The following is a 14,506-nucleotide window of genomic DNA, read 5'->3' as shown; positions in this document are numbered from 1 at the left end:
ACTAATCCCCCGTTCTTAAGATGCAGAGATGGAAGCTTCTTTTGAAGAGGATTCCTTCTCGTCGTAATCTCCAGGAAGGTTTACTCCCTTTTTCTCCAGTCGTTTCACTAAGAATGCGATATATATCGGCAACAAAATCGCTGTTGTAACAGTGGATGCTGCAACTTGTACCGTCGCAAGATCTGCTACACTGGCAAAGCTGGCATTAGCTGCTGCGATTGCCGCTGGAGTGGCCACCGCATTTCCAGCAGTAGATCCTTCTGCAGCTCCGACAATCGGGTTCCATTTGAACGCTTTGAATACAAAGTAAGAGATGGTTCCTGTAAGGAATACAGTCATCAAACCAAGCACAATCCCTGTCAAACCGCCTTCGATGATTTTGCCGAAGTCAATTCCCATTCCTAGCGCAAAAGCGAAGAATGGAATCAACATCGAACTCCCTTTATCAAGGAAATCACGCATATTGGAATCCAAGTTACCTAAAACCATACCAACCAGGATAGGCAGCAGAACCGCGATGAAAGATTGGAGCGAGAACATGCCATCCACGAAGCCCATTGCCCCGAAAATAGACAAGGCTACCATAGTGAAAAACGGCCCATCGTTTAATGCCAACAAAGAATAAGCTGCACGGTCTGTTTTGTTACCGTACTGACCAACGATGGCGATATACAAACCACCATTACTGTTCGTCATCGCTGCGATGATTGCAATCGGTGCTATTCCCATCCATAGTCCGTTATCTCCAGCCAGTGCGTATGCAAGCAAACCGAACGCCGCACCGACAATCCATTTTGTCGTTAACAGTGTCGCACCTTTTCCAAGACTGACTCCGACATTGCGGAAGTTGATTTGTGCCCCGGTACATAATAGGAACAACGCAATCAAGGTGCTTGCGCCATCCACGAACAGCGCCTGTGTGAAGTTCCCGATTCTTAGTAAATCAGGAGCAAAAGTATTGAGGACAGCCGCTAATAGTAACGGAACAACCATCATGCCCCCTGGAATTCGATCTAACGTTGCTTTAATTTGCATTTTTCTTCCTCCCCCATTTTAACATTATTGTTTCAAAATTAAACACATATAATTGCTATAAAGCGTTTTCAGTTATTATATTAATGCAATAAGTTACAAAAAGCAACACTTTTTATGAAAATTCTGGGGAAAAATAAAACAGAGCGGGTTCTGTTTCGTTTTATTTTGCAACAAAATAGCGTAAGCTCAATGATTAAGCTTACGCCAAAGGGTTGATCGATTGATTCCTAGTCTTTTTGCCGCCCTCGATTGATTCATTCCTTCTTCCGCTAACACCTTTTGCATGATTTGTTGTTCCATATCAGCCATCGTTCCCTGGACGGGAATAACCGATACATCTTCTCGGGCTGCGAGTCCGGCATGCGTCTGGAGGACAGTCGGAATAATATCCGGATCAACGTAATATCCATTTGTCCGCATGCTTAGTTCTCGGACAACCAATCTCAATTGGTCTAAGTTTCCTGGCCAATCGTACTGCTGTAATGCACGGACTGCTTCCTGCTTGATACCAAGTGTGTCACTGCCTTGATTTGCATGAAATTCTGATAAAAAGTATTGAACGAAAGCCGAAATGTCTTGTTTTCTTTCCCTCAACGGGAGCAGATGCAGTGTTGTGTCCGCAAGGTACTGAAAGAGTTGATTATCCAAACGTTCCATCGCGGTTTTTATATCCCCCATGACGATAACCGATATTTGTTCCGGTTTTCGATACAGCAGCTGTAACAGCATCTGTTGAGCTTCCGTTTGCAGTTTATCCGTTTGCTTTAACAAGACGGTTCCTCTCTTCAACTCGGTAATGGAGGCTCTGCTTTCTAACAGATGCAGATCCTTCTCGGTGAGCCGGCCTCCATCGATTACAATCATCGGTGCCTCCTGTCCAAAACGTTCAAAGTGAATAGCCTGGGCTACTGTTTCCCGCCCGGTACCCTTTTCGCCGGCAATCCAAATTATTTCGTCCAACCTCGCATACCTTTGCACACACTCTCTTACGTTTTGAGCAAAGGGACTACTCCCGATTATTGGCATATGGGCGGGATTGCTTTTAATCTCGATTGCTTGTTCCGTTGTTTTGGATAGAAAAGAAGGGCGAATCAGGATACCAACGAGTGAATCATCCTTTATTGGAAAGGTCTGCACAAAATAGGATTGGACGCTGCTTTCGATTACGGCAGATTGTTCTGTTTGTTGATGGCTCGTTTTCTTCAACATCTTTAAGATATATTCCGATTGAAAAAGTTCCCGATCGAGAACCGTTTCAGAAAACATGCGATTGCTGGTCACAATCTCTCCGTCGGGTTTGGCCATTACAATTGCTGCAGGCAGCGACTCAAATGTAGCCCTTAAATGTGAAGTCTGTTTTTTCACTTTGCTAAACAACCGGTAAATCCGCTTTGCTTCGTTGAAGGCTGCCAAAACCGCTTCTTTTCCGGAGGTGATAAGAATCCCTCTTAAGCCGATCTGTTCTGCCGTCTGTACAGTGACAACGTCCCCCATTACCACGGCATAGCCAGCCCGCTTCAATGCTTGCAGGTGACTGTTCACTTCCTCGCTGCTTCCGATTGTAATCATTTTGATGTCATACTCAAGAATATTACAGATCGTCGAGGCTCCTTGTGAAATATTCGGGAACCCGACCATTGCCACGCCTGCTTCCATCCCCCGGACCAATGTAAACACCCGGAGCATATCATAGCCTGTTACATCAATATGGATAACCGGTATCGACACTTCCTCTTCAATCAAAGAAGCCGTACCACCCCGGCTGATGATCAAATCGTACCCGTCTTTTTCCGCCTGTCGGGCCAATTTCAATCCTTCCTCTAAATTTCCGATTTCAATATCTATGGTAAGTTCTGTCTCTTGTTGTCGAAGTTGCTTGACTGTTTCCGCTAAACCAGGATATGGAGCAATTACCATTGCTTTGATCATGATTATCCCTCTTCTTCTGTTTCTGTTGCAATTTTCAACAAGTACATTATGTCATAGATTTTCGGGTATGTCATTAGTAGAGATAGCCAATTCGGCGTTTAGTGAATCGGCAAATCAGTTTATACTATAAAGTAGAGGAACTTTCACATTATTTAAGGAGCCCTTATATGATTAAAATCGTAGCAGTAACCGAGGATAACCAAAAATTGAACAATATCGCTATAGCAGATGTTGATTTTTCCCAGTATAAATGGTGGTGGATTGACTTCAGTGAACCTGACTCCGAAGAAATCAATCAACTGGATACAGCTTTACATTTCCACCCACTCGCCATTGAAGACTGTATTCATAGTTTGCAGCGGCCTAAGCTGGACTACTATGACGATTTCTCTTTTTTCGTTACCCATGCCATCCGTGCGGAAAGCCTTGAACAGCGTGAAATCGACTTTTTTATCGGGGGTAATTACGTCGTCACCTTTCATCATTGGGATTCTACCGAGGTCCAGCAGGTATGGGATAGACTAATGCAGCAGGACGACTTGACTGGCTGGGATGAATACCGGGTCTTTTATGAAGTATTGGACAAGGTCGTCGACAACTTCTTTCCGATTGTTTATCACTTAGAGGACCTGATCAATCAAGTCGAAGAAAATCCGGAGGACAAGCCAATGGATGTCCTGCTCGAGCAACTGTTCGATTTGCGGCACGAGTTGTTGCGGCTGCGCCATACCATCAATCCAATCAGAGATTTATTTTACCGGATGTTAAGCTCCCACCGCCTGGACGGCATTCGCGAACGGCGAGAGTACTTCGCCGACATTTACGATCACTTGATGAAGCTGTCCGAAATGGTGGCCTCCAACCGGGAAATCACAAACGATATCCGGGACAATTTTATTTCGGTCAACTCTTATCAACAGAACAAAGTGATTCAAGTGCTTACCGTCATTACTTCGATTTTCGCGCCATTGACTTTTATTGCAGGCATTTACGGAATGAACTTTGTCAACATGCCTGAATTGGAGTGGAAGTATGGATACTACGCCTCCCTAGTCGTCATGTTTATTATTACAGTCGGAATGATCACCTGGTTCAAGAAAAAAGGCTGGTTCGGGTGAAACATGGAGGGGACAGGCCCCATAAGAATCGATCTCTCTAATTTAGTATGGACGGGGGACTGTCCCTCTGATTAGGATTTCACAACTAGTTGGTGGAGTGGGGACAGACCTTTCTAAACCATAAGGGCTGACGCGGCAAGGTTTTGTATATTTGTGCATCCACATTGAGGGGGTGGAGGGTCAGTCCCTCCTAAAGCTTCTAGAGCTTCCAAATGCTAAAAAGGGACTGTCCCCGATGATTAGACGGGAAAGTCCCTTTTGTTGTTAGTATTTTATTTTTCTGGAGAAAATACTTGTTTGAATCCTAATTCGGCTAATGCTTGTTGTAATGTCGCCCTCGTGGTTACTCCTTTGTAGTCAAGACCGAGATTGCCGATTGTTTGTGCAACTTCTGGACGGATACCCGTGATAATCGCCTTGATGCCAATTAAACTGAGCGCCTTTAAGATTTGAAAGATTTGATCGGATACCATTGTATCAATCATTGGAACACCCGAAATATCCAATATCACAAAGTCAAGTTCAAGATTCGTCCCTTCTTTTAACACGATCTCTGTGATCAGCTGTGCACGGTGGGTATCAATTTCACCCACAATTGGAACAGCAGCAATTCCAGGGGCAACTGGAACGACAGGAACAGACAACTCTTCCAAAGCACTATAGGCAACCTTCATGAGACGGTCGTTATGTTCTTCATAAACGTTCCCAATTACAGCACTAACTTTGTCAAGCAACGGATCAACGATCTTTGAGACATCCAACATAGTAATCGGAGCAAATCGACGACTTTCCAATTCCCTAGTGACAGCATCCCATATCACCCTACGGTAAAAGGATACCGCTCGCAATGCATCACTCAATTTAACATTATAGCGAATCGTAAAATCGGAAACACGCCTGCCCCAATCTTCTACCGCAGGCAACATGGCTTCAGATCCTTTAAACAAGGATTCACCCAAGTACTTAATCAGCTCAGCCCGGAACTCTGTACGGTCCTCTTTAGGCATCCCTGCATTTACAAGGCTGTTCGTATAATCATCATCCATAATCTTTTCCAGATTCCCCGCTAATTCTTGATGCATATTGACTACTTTATTACCAATATACTCCAATTCGTGTTTCAAAGGAATACCACCTTAATTAATTGGTCTCTTTAATTAGAATATAGGATATTGGGCCGAAAGAGCAAATGATATATGCTTGTAAATATTATCCTTCGCCATGAAGTATGCGAAGGTGGATTATTTAATGGTGATAATACTGAAAGTATCGTTTTTTATTTGTACTGGTCTTTGTGCTGCATATACTGTGCATTGGCATGATGATAGAGCGGTTTCTGTTTTTTTCCTGTCTCCGTATTTTAATTTATGCCTTTTGCAAGATTATCAAGTTCAATGTTCCCTCTCCTAGGGTTAAAGGAACATTGAAAAACCGTCGGCAATAGTAATAGCCGACGGTTTTAGACTGGCGGATTTTTATCATTTTAATTTTCCGGGCAAGGCATGGATTGACTCGATCAACGTATTCAGCTTCCCTTCAATACGATGAAGCAAGTAAAACGTCACCGCTGCAGGAAAACCAACATCCGTCACCAAAGATAACCACGTCTCCACAATTTCTCCCCCTTCCTGGGGACTGACCCCCAACTACAGGCTTTCGACAATGTATGACATTGAGAGGGACTGTCCCTTCATCCGGCAAAACCCGACCATGATAGGTACTGAAGGTATATTTTTACTCAGATTTAACGGTCATGGGGACTGACCCCACTTAATATTTGGCACATAAATCCTTGGTAATTGCTGCTTCGAGGGGCTGTCCCCGGTCTTCGCCATTGCTAGAAAAGGGAGCGGTCGATGACCGCTCCCTTGCACTTGTTGATTATAATTCGATTTCTTCTACGTTTCGCTCGACTATGCGGGCGCCTTTCTTGCTGACGAGGTCACCGCCAGAAGAAAAGAAAGCATTTTGGGCGATAATTTCATCCATGGCTGTATTCACAGCGGCTGGATCAGCCGGTTCGACCGGTTGATCCAGGGAAATCGTCACTGTTTTATCCTCTTCATTCAAGAATTTAAGCTCCAGTTTTTTCATGATTCCACCTCCTCCCTGATTGATAAATCCCTACACTTCTGAATGGCCGCTACCTATTCACTAATAAGCAAACTGTCGTTTCGCTTAATCGAATAGAGTTCACGTTGCTGCAAATCAACTAGGGCTGTGGAAATAGCCATCAATTGGTCAGCAGTTGCCGCCGTTTTTACATTGTTGAAAGTTTTGTTTTTCAAAATCGGGTCGCCACTTTCCCCGTCCACACCGTCTTGAAAGACCAGCTGCAACCGGGAATCTACCTTTTGTGTGTCAGCCATGCGCTCACCTCCTTTCACTTCCATAATCGCTAGAAGTAGAAAGATAAGTGCTGTCTTTCTTAAAATAAATTGCACCATTAAAGGGACAGTCCCCCAACACTCTACCACTATAATGAGACGCAGTGGTAATGTGTTGGGGGACTGTCCCCTCGATTGCTCTATTCTCCCCTTCGATTACTGTTTTTTACTGATCTATTACTTTTACATACTTTTTACTCGAAAATTCAATTTACTAGTGTCGAATTTCATAGTAAAATATATATTAGTGCTTATTGAGGCTTAGCTCTATTGATAAGGAGATAAATTATGGTCAATGAAAATAAAACTAGAGTGAGAAAACGAAAAGTAAAGAAACGCCGAAAACGTTTCTTATTTATATTGATTCCGATTTTAGTATTGGTTGGTGCTACCACAGCGTATGGAGCTTACCTATATAATAAAGCAGATGAAGTGGTCTCTGACTCCTATGAAGATGACGGACGAGACAAATCAGACCTTAGAGATAAGGAAGTAGACCCGGATATAGACAATGTGTCGGTTTTATTTATAGGGGTAGATGAAAGCAACAAACGGGACAATGAGGGAAGTTCACGTTCCGATGCCTTAATGCTGGCCACTCTCAACAAAGATGACAAAAACGTCAAGCTGTTAAGCATACCTCGTGACTCTTATGTATACATTCCTGAGGTTGGGTATAATACGAAAATCAATCACGCTCATGCATACGGCGGACCGAAGGCTTCCATTGAAGCGGTAGAGAGTCTGTTAGACATTCCGGTTGACTATTACGTAAAAATGGATTTTGAAGCCTTCATCGACGTAGTAAATGCCTTAAACGGTATTAATGTCGATGTGCCTTATGAAATGACTGAGCAAGATTCTAACGATACAGCGAATGCCATACACCTTTACCCTGGCGAGCAAAACTTAAACGGTGAAGAAGCACTGGCTTTGGCTAGGACCAGAAAGCAAGATAACGATATTGAGCGCGGTAAACGACAACAGGAAATTATTAAAGCAGTAATCAAGAAAGCAGCCAACATAGGATCGATAACGAAGTATGATGATATGATGGAAGCAGTTGGCGATAACATGACAACCAATATGCGTTTCAGCGAAATGAAAAGTTTCATCTCTTATGGAACTAGTGGAAGTCTTGACGTAGAAACCCTCAATCTTGAAGGTTCCGATTCTATGATCGATGGCATCTATTATTATCAATTGGATGAAACTGATTTGGCTAATAAACGCATTGAATTGCGGAACCATCTCGATTTGGAAAGTACAGAGCATCCTGGCGATGATGTGAATGAAAATAGTAGTTATCAAAATGGCACTGACTCTTACACTGACTACTCTGATTCCGATGCTAATGAATCATCGGAATATGGAACAGAACCATCCGATGATTCCTCATCAGGTTACTGAAATTGAAAAATTCCGGCAAGTAGACAATCAGTCCACTTGCCGGAATTTTTTAATGAATTAGAAAACCCCTGGCTATGCCGGGGGTTCCGGAGAGCTTACAGCGTGGTAATAAAAAAAACTCACTTCATGGTAGGATAAAAGTTGGTTTCCCGACCACTTCATCTCACCAAAGAAGGAGGTTATGCCCTGTGAAGGACATGAACAGTTTAGCACATACCACATGGAATAGTAAGTATCACGTAGTCTTTGCTCCCAAATACAGAAGACAAGCCATTTATGGAAAATATAAAAAGAGTATTGGTCAAATTATAAGAGATTGATGTGAACGGAAAGGCGTAATCATCCATGAAGCAAATGCCTGTCCGGATCATATCCATATGTTAGTCAGTATTCCACCCAAGTTAAGTGTATCTCAATTTATGGGGTACTTAAAAGGAAAAAGCAGCCTGATGATATTTGATCGACACCTAATTTGAAATATCGATATGGGAATCGGAAATTCTGGTGTCGAGGTTTCTACGTTGATACAGTGGGCAGAAATAAGAAACAAATCCAAGAATATATAAGAAATCAGCTAAAAGAAGATTATATGGCTGATCAGTTAACCTTGTTCGAAGAACATGACCCATTTACAAGGGAAAAAAATCGGAAGAAATAACGAAATTCGAGTGAATGTGGTGCAGGCGGGAAACCCTTTCGGTGGGCCTTTCAGGCCGAGGCCGGTAACAGAGGCTTTCAGCTGAGAGCAAACCACCAGTTCACACTGATGGTTTTGATTAGGGTTAATGTTTTCTTATAATAATTCGGAACATGAATTCAAATACTTTTAAGATGCGCTTCCACCTGAATGGTTGTTTTATTAGCCGATAAAGCCACTCCAAGTGGAACTTAATCCAAATAGCAGGAGCCCTTTTCACCTCTCCTGCAATCACATCAAAACTACCCCCAACTCCCATGAACAGACCTTTATTAAACTCTTCATAGTACTTCATTATCCACTTTTCCTGAGCAGGAGAACCGAGTGCGACAAATACTAAATCAGGCTTTGTTTTTTTCACTGATTCAGCTATTTCTCGATCTTCCAAATCAAAATAACCATGATGTACGCCTGCTATTTTTAAATATGGATGCAAGTCTTTTATTCTATCGATCATTTTATCTAGGACTTCTTGTTTTGCACCGAGGAAAAAACAACTTAGGTCCTGATCCTCCGCATAACCTATCAGATGGGTCATCAAGTCAAAACCCGGCACCCGCTCTTTAATAGGATTTCTAATCACTTTAGACGCCATTACGATTCCTGTCCCATCTGGAATAATATAATCTGCTCTATTTATCAATGAATGAAATCTATTATTTTCTTTCGCCATCATTACGATTTCTGGATTTGCAGTAACAATGAAGGTCTTTTCCAACCGATGCAATCGATTATATATATGCTGATCCAAAAGTTCTTTTTGGGTTAAGTTAGTGAAAGGTACATCCATTATTGTTACATGATTAACTTGCTCTGACACTTTTAACAACCTTTCATGTTAACATCTAATTTAAACTACCATCTACTTTTTAATAAGGAGTCATATTTCGACAACTACATACTTTTTCATTATCCCATTAAATCGCTTTTTGGACAAATAGTATTTTTTGTTAGTTTTCACTAACTAACCGACCTCCTCTCTCAAAGGTGTTCTGCTACATTTAATGCGCCGTATTCAGCAAATATTTACTAGTGTATATTACTGTCTGATTATGTTACTATATGTGATTAGGAACACAATATTATTTGCTTCTACGAAAGGAGTTTCGCTTTTTAAATGAAAAGGATTTTAATAAGAGCCGGGATCTCCCCACTTGATAACTTTGATGCTTCTTATATGCTGCTCAACAATTCTATTGGAGGAAATGTTGGTAATTTAATTTATCAATACAGTGTTTTTCGCACATTGATGACTGAAGGAACCACCATAACACCTGATTATTACAATTATGAACCCAATAGAGCAGAGGAAATAAATCAAAACTACGACTGTTATGTTATACCGTTAGCCGATGCGTTTCGAAAAGACTTTGTGCCCACATTAAGAAAGTACACAAAGTTAATAAAAAAACTAACTATACCAGTGGTGGTAATTGGAGTAGGGTTACGTGCTCCATTCGAACCAAAGTTAAATGAAGGTTTTCCTTTTGATGAAGATGTAAAAGCGTTTGTCAGTGCCGTATTGGAGAAATCAGCAATGGTGGGTGTCCGAGGTGAAATAACTGCAAATTATCTTACTCGTTTAGGATTCCGTGAGGGAGTTGATCACACGGTAATTGGTTGTCCTTCCATGTATGCTTTCGGAAGAGAATTAACTATTCGAGAAACGAATATTACCAGAGACTCTATGATTGGCGTCAACTCCTCCAAGCTTTCGCCCAAAAATGTTTTAGACTTTATCACCAGAAGTATGGAGGAATTTCCAAATCATTATTTTATTCCCCAGTGGCGTAAAGAGATGCAGTTAACTTACACAGGCTCTCCGACTATCGGAAAACCAGCAGATAACTATCCTGTAAAAATGTCTGATTCTGTCTACATGAACAATAGAGTACGCTTCTTTTTAAACGTACCTACTTGGTTGGAATTCCTTGGAAAGGCTGATCTAAGCTTTGGGGCTAGATTGCACGGTAATATCGCGGCCGTACTTGCGGGAACACCGAGTATTTTGCTTCCTAAAGACGCACGCATGCGCGAACTGGCTGAATATCACCAATTAACCCATGTAATGGCCCATGATATAGATGAAAATACCAAGTTGATGGACCTAGCTGAAAAAGCTGATTTTCAATCCGTGCATAAAAATCAAGGTCGCAATTTTGATCACTTTATTGATTTTCTCAATAAGAATCAGTTAGAGCACATTTATCAAAGTAATGTTACGCCGAAAACCGTTCCCTTAGACGATAAACTTACAAAAATTCAACTTCTTCCTCCTATTGTTCCAGTTAGTGGTTGTACGCTTGAAGAAATGGTCCAAAGGTGGGAAGATTACTATCCTAAAGCTGAAGAAAAACAAGCGAAAAGGATAAAGAAACAAGAGTCACAATTAGCGGAGAAAAATAAAATCATCAAAAAACAAAAGGCAACTTTAAATAGAAAGAGTGTTCGTTTAGTGCTAAAAGTTGCTGATAAATTCAGTTAAATAGTAAGAGGGACTAACCAATTTATGGGTCAGTCCCTCTTGTTTAGTATCTACGCTAGTTGTTTAATCTGTTTCGATTATCGGCCGCTTTGCGAAATTCCCTTTTTTCTTCCTTCGTCATTTTCTTATAAGAAGACAGGAATTTTTGGTACTTAGGAATGATTTCATCCACAGTTCCAAAGTCACGAACCATACCGAATTCCAGCCAAAGAATCTTTTCACAGAATTCCTTCATTTGACTGATTGAATGACTTACAAATATCATTGTTTTTCCTTTTTCCTTGAATTCTTTCATCTTTTCCAGACTTTTTTCAGCAAATGCTTTATCACCAACAGATAATGCTTCATCGATGATTAAAATATCAGGATCTATTGTCACGGAGATAGAAAAGCCAAGTCTGGACTTCATTCCACTGGAATAAGATTTAACCGGTTGGTCGATAAACTTTTCTAACTCTGCAAATTCAATGATATCAGACTCTATTTGCTTGATTTTCTTTTTAGAAAACCCCAGCATAAGACATTTTAACTCAATATTATCTCTACCGGTTAAATCCCCTTTGAGCCCTGAGTTAACTGCGATAAGCGATGCTTGTCCATCTAATTGGACATTCCCACTCGTTTCGGGCACAATGCCCGCTATAATATTTGAAAGTGTTGATTTTCCAGAACCATTGATTCCTACAAAGCCAACCACATCCCCTTTTTCCGCTTCGAAGTCAACATTTCTCAGTGCCCAAAAGTCTTCGCCATAGCTTTTGGGCAAAATTAAATCTTTTATTCTTTCTGAGCCCGAAGAATAAAGTTTGTACTTTTTTGAAACATCTCTAACCATGATTGACTTTTCCATATTAAATCCCTTTCTTGTCACAGAAAATCAATAAAATGCCTTCTAAATTTCACATGAAGACTTGAACCTACTAAAAACAACACTAAAGTCAATAACCAAAAATACAAAGTGTACTCCCAATGAGTGACCAAGTACCATTCAGTACCAAGAAAACCTGCACGATATCCCTCAATTAAATAATACAAGGGGTTTATTTGCATGATAATTTGCAGGTTTTCAGGTAATTTTTCCATTGTCCATAATATTGGAGACAGATACAAAAACATTCTTAACGTAGCGTTTAAGAACATATGGACATCTTGAACAATTGTTGAAAGTGTTGATGTTACTAATGCCAAAGAATAGGTAATAGCGAATGTCGCTATTAAGAAATAAATAACTTGCAAATAATATAAGTTTATTGGAAAACCCAATAACACAAGTAGAATTATTGTAATTACTATCATCACTAAATGAACATAAAATTGAGCAAATATCATAAAATTAGGAATGACACTCATGGGAAAATTCATTTTAGATAACATTCTCAACCGTGAATAGATTGACTTAGATGCTTGAATAGTGGATTGATAAAAGAAAAACCAAACAATAATGCCGGAAATTAACCATGGAAAAAAGTCGATCATCTCTCCAGTCACTAATTTAATTGGTTCTCTTTCTCTCATTCCAAATCCAAATACAAACCAATAGATAGCCACCTGTATCACCGGATTAATGACTTCCCAGGCCATTCCAAGGTAGTTGTTGTTATTGGCACTTTTCATTTCGTACAAAGACAGCCTTCTTATCAAATAAAAATATTTCACTTGTTCCTTTATCACTGTAAGTGCGGATTTCATGATTATTTTACCTTTCTTCTTTCAAGTCAAGTTCAATCAACATCAGATGAAATAGGTGCCCTTTAATGATGTCAATCTTTAATATTATACCACAAATGAAGCACAGTTAGGCTTCTTCCCAAATATTTACTTCCCCTGAAGTTGTTATCATGGAAAAAGGTATTATCCCTTAGATAATACCTTGCCCTTTATTTATTGTCATAACTTTCAATCTGCTGAGACTCTCTTTCTATCAAAAGATCTAACAAATTGAGCCAGTATTTAAAATGATTGTCCTCATTATATTTATTCAACACATAACTATGACCTCGTTCACCCATAACATTTGCTTTGATAGGCGCCTTTAATAACTTTATAATTTTTCTTGCCAACTGCTCTCTATCCCTATTCGGTACTATATAACCCGTTTTTCCGGATTCAATTATATCACTAGGTCCATAACTTACATCATAGCTGACAACAGGTGTCTTATTCATTAATGACTCAATAATAACCATACTGAAGCCTTCAAATTTAGAAGTTAAAGCAGAAACAGTAGATCGACCGAGCACCTCATCCACTGAATTACTATAGCCCATTAGAAAGACGCAATCTTCTAGATTAAGCTCTTCTATCAAACCTTCTAGCCGTTCTCTATCCGGACCATCTCCATGGATTTCAAGGCGAGCTTCCGGTACCTTATCTCTCACCAATTTAAAGGCCTTTATAAGTTCATCCAATCCTTTTTCTTTATGATAACGCGAAACAGCAGTCACAAGATTCTTTTGTTTATACGAGTGTTTATCTGACTCTGTCACAAAATGCGGGATAACAAATAAGTTATCATGATTACCAAACTGTTTTATGATATCATTTTTCTGTTTATCGGTTAGAACCACCACTGCTTCCACGTTGGCCAGATTTTCAAGTAAGGGTTGATGATTATCCTTAATATTACTGCCAAATTCATGAGGAGAAGCAAAATGATTTGTGTGAATAGCATATATACGGTTCACTAACTTACTATCCATTTCCATAACCTTTGTAGAAGACCCTACTCCATCACATATGAGGAATGGTTTCTCTTTGTAACCGCTACATAATTCATTCAGCCAGTAAGTGTGAAACTCTTGATTGTTTTTAAATTTCTCAACCCTGTTCGTGTGCTTATCGAACAAGAAAATGTTACTGATTTTCCCCTTGTCATTGAACCACCTGTTTAGAAAACAAAACCCATCAACTGTGTAAAATAATTCTTGCTTTTCCTTATTAGTAGACAAATCAAAGTATGTCTTTTTATAAACATTACCTTCCTCAGTAAACTCTTCTCTTAGTATTCGGCACCTGTTTTCATTAAAGTAATCCACATGCTTTAACAAACCTTTTTTGGTCCATTTCTTATATTTATAATAAACCCCTTTAATAAAATACCGGGCATTTCTCTTTTCTTCATAATCTTCTTGTATTTGATATCCTTCCTCACTAATTAAGGAAGCGTCCTTATAATATTCTATCGCTTCATCTTTTATTCCTGTTTCCGTATTCTTATCTCGATAGTAATTATAAACATTTAGGATATTAACTCCCTCTGCCAGTCGTCCAATACCACGCAGTTTTGCACTTATTTCTTCATAGTCGGTTTTATAATCCAGAGTGATAAGGTCTACATCCACCCCCCGGTCATTCATCAACTTGGATCGGTTTAGCATAACCCTGGTAATTCCACCTTTATTAACATCAATATCATAAAGAAGCATAAATATTTTTCTTTTCAAAC

At 40.0% G+C, this 14,506-nt stretch carries 13 protein-coding genes and 1 pseudogene; 4 read left to right on the top strand and 10 right to left on the bottom strand.

Annotation, left to right across the window (positions count from 1 at the left end):
- Positions 1 to 15: 15 nt before the first annotated feature.
- A complete protein-coding gene (locus BLR82_RS13375) occupies positions 16 to 1,035 on the bottom strand; it encodes a 2-keto-3-deoxygluconate permease (RefSeq protein ID WP_074599956.1) in 1,020 nt (339 codons plus the stop codon).
- A gap of 186 nt (positions 1,036 to 1,221) precedes the next feature.
- Complete coding sequence (locus BLR82_RS13370) at positions 1,222 to 2,964, bottom strand: sigma-54-dependent Fis family transcriptional regulator (protein WP_074599955.1); 1,743 nt, start codon at positions 2,962 to 2,964, stop codon at positions 1,222 to 1,224.
- Between the two features lie 167 nt (positions 2,965 to 3,131).
- Between BLR82_RS13370 and corA the strand changes: the two genes are divergently transcribed.
- Entirely contained in the window at positions 3,132 to 4,082 is a 951-nt protein-coding gene (corA, locus tag BLR82_RS13365; protein ID WP_074599954.1) for a magnesium/cobalt transporter CorA, read from the top strand.
- Between the two features lie 272 nt (positions 4,083 to 4,354).
- Here the strand turns inward: corA and BLR82_RS13360 are convergent, their stop codons facing one another.
- From BLR82_RS13360 to BLR82_RS13345, 4 genes are all read right to left on the bottom strand, one after another.
- The gene (locus tag BLR82_RS13360) at positions 4,355 to 5,206 is read right to left on the bottom strand and encodes an STAS domain-containing protein (RefSeq protein WP_074599953.1); all 852 of its coding nucleotides are present in this window, start codon (positions 5,204 to 5,206) and stop codon (positions 4,355 to 4,357) included.
- 354 nt (positions 5,207 to 5,560) lie between these two features.
- Positions 5,561 to 5,695 (bottom strand): YvrJ family protein, encoded by a 135-nt coding sequence (locus BLR82_RS13355; protein ID WP_074599952.1) that lies wholly within the window; start codon positions 5,693 to 5,695, stop codon positions 5,561 to 5,563.
- A gap of 268 nt (positions 5,696 to 5,963) precedes the next feature.
- Positions 5,964 to 6,176 (bottom strand): DUF2922 domain-containing protein, encoded by a 213-nt coding sequence (locus tag BLR82_RS13350; protein WP_074599951.1) that lies wholly within the window; start codon positions 6,174 to 6,176, stop codon positions 5,964 to 5,966.
- A 53-nt stretch (positions 6,177 to 6,229) separates the two neighbouring features.
- The gene (locus BLR82_RS13345) at positions 6,230 to 6,451 is read right to left on the bottom strand and encodes a DUF1659 domain-containing protein (RefSeq protein ID WP_074599950.1); all 222 of its coding nucleotides are present in this window, start codon (positions 6,449 to 6,451) and stop codon (positions 6,230 to 6,232) included.
- 306 nt (positions 6,452 to 6,757) lie between these two features.
- Here BLR82_RS13345 and BLR82_RS13340 point away from each other — a divergent pair, with 306 nt between their 5' ends.
- Positions 6,758 to 7,879 (top strand): LCP family protein, encoded by a 1,122-nt coding sequence (locus tag BLR82_RS13340; protein ID WP_074599949.1) that lies wholly within the window; start codon positions 6,758 to 6,760, stop codon positions 7,877 to 7,879.
- Positions 7,880 to 8,076: 197 nt separating this feature from the next.
- Positions 8,077 to 8,537, top strand: a pseudogene (tnpA, locus tag BLR82_RS13335) (IS200/IS605 family transposase).
- A gap of 124 nt (positions 8,538 to 8,661) precedes the next feature.
- On the opposite strand, the gene BLR82_RS13330 reads toward tnpA, so the two are convergent.
- Positions 8,662 to 9,366 (bottom strand): WecB/TagA/CpsF family glycosyltransferase, encoded by a 705-nt coding sequence (locus tag BLR82_RS13330; RefSeq protein ID WP_074600091.1) that lies wholly within the window; start codon positions 9,364 to 9,366, stop codon positions 8,662 to 8,664.
- Positions 9,367 to 9,693: 327 nt separating this feature from the next.
- Here BLR82_RS13330 and BLR82_RS13325 point away from each other — a divergent pair, with 327 nt between their 5' ends.
- Positions 9,694 to 11,061, top strand: a complete 1,368-nt coding sequence (locus BLR82_RS13325) for a polysaccharide pyruvyl transferase family protein (RefSeq protein ID WP_074599948.1) — start codon at positions 9,694 to 9,696, stop codon at positions 11,059 to 11,061.
- 55 nt (positions 11,062 to 11,116) lie between these two features.
- Here the strand turns inward: BLR82_RS13325 and tagH are convergent, their stop codons facing one another.
- The 3 genes from tagH to BLR82_RS13310 all read right to left on the bottom strand — a co-directional run bounded on the left by tagH (position 11,117) and on the right by BLR82_RS13310 (position 14,504).
- Entirely contained in the window at positions 11,117 to 11,911 is a 795-nt protein-coding gene (tagH, locus tag BLR82_RS13320) for a teichoic acids export ABC transporter ATP-binding subunit TagH (RefSeq protein ID WP_074599947.1), read from the bottom strand.
- Between the two features lie 17 nt (positions 11,912 to 11,928).
- On the bottom strand, positions 11,929 to 12,750 hold the full coding sequence (locus BLR82_RS13315) for an ABC transporter permease (RefSeq protein ID WP_074599946.1): 822 nt from the start codon (positions 12,748 to 12,750) through the stop codon (positions 11,929 to 11,931).
- 188 nt (positions 12,751 to 12,938) lie between these two features.
- Positions 12,939 to 14,504 (bottom strand): glycosyltransferase, encoded by a 1,566-nt coding sequence (locus BLR82_RS13310; protein ID WP_074599945.1) that lies wholly within the window; start codon positions 14,502 to 14,504, stop codon positions 12,939 to 12,941.
- Positions 14,505 to 14,506 lie beyond the last annotated feature (2 nt).

The sequence above is a fragment of the Sediminibacillus halophilus genome (assembly GCF_900103695.1).
GTDB lineage: Bacteria > Bacillota > Bacilli > Bacillales > Amphibacillaceae > Sediminibacillus > Sediminibacillus halophilus.
This window is presented reverse-complemented; position numbering and strand designations above follow the sequence as displayed.